This window comes from Stenotrophomonas sp., from assembly GCF_036662295.1.
Taxonomy (GTDB): Bacteria; Pseudomonadota; Gammaproteobacteria; order Xanthomonadales; family Xanthomonadaceae; genus Stenotrophomonas.
In genome coordinates, this window is record NZ_JAVWXA010000185.1 from 1 (window position 1) to 3,733 (window position 3,733).

A 3,733-nucleotide genomic window follows, 5' to 3' on the forward strand; every position below is an offset into this window, starting at 1 on the left:
GCACCTAAGGTGCCAGATCGCCAAGAGATAAGAGCCACCCCATGGGTGGCTGCGCGTTGCCAGCCGAAAGGCAGCCACCCATGGGGTGGCTCTACCCGAATGGGAGGCCGGCGGCGGCGCAGGCGGCGCTGATGGTGGCGCGGGCGTCCTCCAGGGCGGGGGTGGGGGCGGCCAGGCGTGGGCGGCGGTCGAGGGTGCAGGCCAGGCCGACGTCGAGCAGCGCGGCGTGTGCGTCGTGCAGGGCCTGGCGGGTGCCGCCGGGCAGCCAGGCGATGTCGGCCAGGGCGTCGATCAGGCTGGGGGTGTCGCGCGGCTGCAGCACCGGGGCGTGCGCGCCAGCGCTGTCGAGCACGCCGGTCTGCAGCAGGAATTCGAGGTCGACGATGCCGCCGGCCCCCTGCTTGAGGTCAAGCCGCGCCGCATCGCTGCGGTCCAGCTCGGTGCGCATGCGGCCGCGCATCTTGATCACGTCGGCGTACAACACCTCGGCCTCGCGCGGACGGGCCAGGGTCTGCGCACGCACGCGCTCGAAATCGGCAAGCAGGCCGGCATCGCCAGCGATGCCGCGCGCACGCACCAGGGCCTGGTGTTCCCAGGTCCACGCGCGCTCGCGTTGATACTCGGTATAGCTGGCCAGCGAGGACACCAGCGCGCCCTTGCCCCCATCCGGGCGCAGACGCACGTCGATGTCGTACAGGCGGCCGGCGGCGGTGACCGCGCCGAGCAGGGCCATCACCTTCTGCGCCAGCCGTGCATACCAGCGGCCGGGATCGAGTGGGCGCGCGCCGTCGCTGCTGTCCTGGTCGCCGGGATGATCGTGCAGGAACACCAGGTCCAGGTCCGAGCCGAAGCCCAGCTCCAGCCCGCCCAGGCTGCCGTAGCCAATGATCGCGAAACGGCCACCGGGGATGCTGCCGTGCGCGCGCTGCATGTCGGCCTCGGCCATGGCATGCACGGTGACCACCACCGCCTGGGCCAGCTCGGCCAGCTGGCGAGTGCTGTCGACCGCACGCTGGCGGCCATCGAGGGTGGCCAGGGCCATGCGGAAACTGAGCGCCAGGCGGGTTTCGTTGAGCAGGCGCAGTGCGGCCTCGGGATCGTCCACGGCCAGGGCCGCATCGCACTCGGCCTGCATCTCGCCGGCATCGGGCATCGGCCCGGACACGCGCACGTCCAGCAGCTCGTCCAGCAGCAGCGGGTAGGCGGCCAGGCGCTCGGCCAGCAGCGCGCTGCGCGCCAGCACGTCGACCAGCCGGGCCAGCGCGCTGGGTTGTTCGTCCAGCAGGGCCAGGTAGCTGGTGCGGCGCAGGACCGCCTGCAGCAGGCCGAGCACGCGCTTGAGCGCGGCGTCCGGTTGCGGTGAGCGGGTGGCGGCATGCAGCAGGGCCGGCAGCACGCGGTCCAGGCGCGCGCGCGCGTTGTCCGAGAGCGACTTGACACCCAGCGACTGGGCGAAATCCCGCAGCGACTGGTCGGCGCTGTGCGGGTCGTGGAAGCCAGCCTCGGCCAGGATCTCGGCGCTGCCGCCGTCGGGCAGGCCGCGCCAGTAGTTGGACAGGGCATCCGGCGCGGCCTGGCCCTTGCGCGGGGCCAGCAGTGCGCCGAACTCGGTGCTGACCCGGGTGCGCTGCGCGTCCAGCGCCGCCACCAGCGCCTCCCAGTCGGGATACTCCAGGCCGGTGGCGATGCGCGCGCGGTCGAGGGGGTCGGTGGGCAAGGCGTGGGTCTGCGCATCGCGCAGCATCTGCAGGCGGTTTTCCAGGCGCCGCAGGAAGCGGTAGGCGTGCAGCAGGTCCTGGCCATCCTGGGCCGCCATCTGCCCGCAGGCGACCAGCGCCGGCAGGGCATGCAACAGGCGGCGATCGCGCAGGCTGGCCTCGCGGCCGCCGCGGATGAGCTGCAGGGCCTGGGACAGGAACTCGATTTCGCGGATGCCGCCCGGCCCGCGCTTGATGTCGTCGAACATCTCCCGGCGCGAGACCTCGGCGGTGATCGCCGCCTTCATCTCGCGCAGGCCGTCGAGCGCGGTGAAGTCCAGGTAGCGGCGGTAGACGAACGGGCGCAGCGTATGCAGCCAGGCCTCGCCGGCGGCGATGTCGCCGGCCACCGCGCGCGCCTTGAGCCAGGCGTAACGCTCCCAGTCGCGCCCTTCGCGCTGGAAGTACTGGTCCATGCCCGCAAACGACAACGCCACCCGCCCGGCGCTGCCGAACGGGCGCAGGCGCAGGTCCACGCGGTGGCTGAAGCCATCCACGGTGGTTTCATCCAGCAGCCGCGCCAGGCGCTGGCCGAGGCGGGCGAAGTATTCCTCGGCGGCCAGGGGGCGCGCGCCATCGGATTCGCCGCCTTGCGGGTAGGCATAGACCAGGTCCACGTCCGAACTGAAGTTGAGTTCGCCGCCGCCCAGTTTGCCCAGCCCGAACACCACCAGCTGCTGGGCGCTGCCATCGGCGGCACGGACCACGCCGTGGCGGGTGGCAAATTCCTGCTCGAGCGCGGCCAGGCCGATGCCCAGGCACTGCTCGGCCAGCACGGTGGCCCCGGCCAGGGTGGCGGGCACGTCGTCCAGGCCGGCCAGGTCGCGCCAGATCAGGCGGGTGGAGGCGGCGGTGCGGTAACGGCGCAGGCGCTGCGGCCAGTCGCCGGGCGCGGTGGCCTCCAGCACGGGCAGGGGCAGCGGCGGGCAGTCCGGCTGGAGGAGGTGGGCAAGCAGCGCGGGCTGCCGGCACAGGGTGTCGATGGCGAAGTCGCTGGTGATGGTCAGCTGGCGCAGGCGGTCGAGCACGGCCGGCGGGGGGGGCCAGTGGCCGCCGTCGGCGAGCGACAGGGCCAGGCGCGCCAGGGCGCGGTCAACCAGGGGAACGAGGGCGGCGGGGACGGCATCGGCAGGGATCGGCATGACCCGATTATGCCGGGCCTGCCCCTTCCCCAAACGCGGGACATAAAAAAGCCCGCTTGCAGCGAACTGCCAGCGGGCTCTGCTCCCTCCCCCACGTCGGGATGCAGGACGATCTTCTAGGGTCGGCGAAGAAGTTGCACGCTGCACTGCAAAACAATACTTGTGGGTACAGAAGTCGTCGCAAAACTGAACGGGGCATCCTGATAGCCGCAACGCCATCCCACCTTGGTCGAACCCCCCACCTGGCGTGGATCGCCGATAATGAGGCTCCCCCCAAAAACGTTGTCGTCATGTCTGTCGATCGCATTGCCAACGCGCGTCTGCGTGACCGGGTTGTGTCCGCCGAAGAAGCCGCCGCCCTGATCCAGCCGGGCGAAACCGTCGCCATGAGCGGCTTTACCGGGTCCGGTTACCCCAAGGCGGTGCCCATGGCGCTGGCCCAGCGCATCGAAGCGGTGCACGCCCAGGGCCTGCCCTTCCAGATCGGCCTGATGACCGGTGCGTCCACGGCGCCGGAGCTGGACGGCGCGCTGGCCAAGGCCGACGGCATCGCCATGCGCATGCCCTTCCAAAGCGACCCGGATGCGCGCAACCGCATCAACGAGGGCCGTCTGGACTACATCGACATCCACCTGAGCCACGTGGCCCAGCATGTGTGGTTCGGGTTCTATGGCCAGATCGATACCGCCGTGGTGGAAGTGTCGGCGATCCGCGAGGATGGCTCGCTGGTGCCGTCCACGTCGGTGGGCAACAACAAGACCTGGCTGGACCTGGCGCGCAAGGTGATCATCGAGGTCAACGAGTGGCAGCCGGCCGGCGTGGATGGCATGCACG

1 protein-coding gene and 1 pseudogene are annotated in these 3,733 nt (G+C 71.2%); one reads left to right on the top strand and one right to left on the bottom strand.

Translation table 11 applies throughout. From position 1 onward, the window contains the following. Positions 1–91 precede the first annotated feature (91 nt). A complete protein-coding gene (glnE, locus tag RSA25_RS19230) occupies positions 92–2,899 on the bottom strand; it encodes a bifunctional [glutamate--ammonia ligase]-adenylyl-L-tyrosine phosphorylase/[glutamate--ammonia-ligase] adenylyltransferase (protein WP_332810428.1) in 2,808 nt (935 codons plus the stop codon). Between the two features lie 290 nt (positions 2,900–3,189). On the opposite strand from glnE, the pseudogene RSA25_RS19235 reads away from it, so the two are divergent. Then, a pseudogene (locus RSA25_RS19235) lies at positions 3,190–3,733 on the top strand (propionyl-CoA--succinate CoA transferase); the annotation flags it as partial.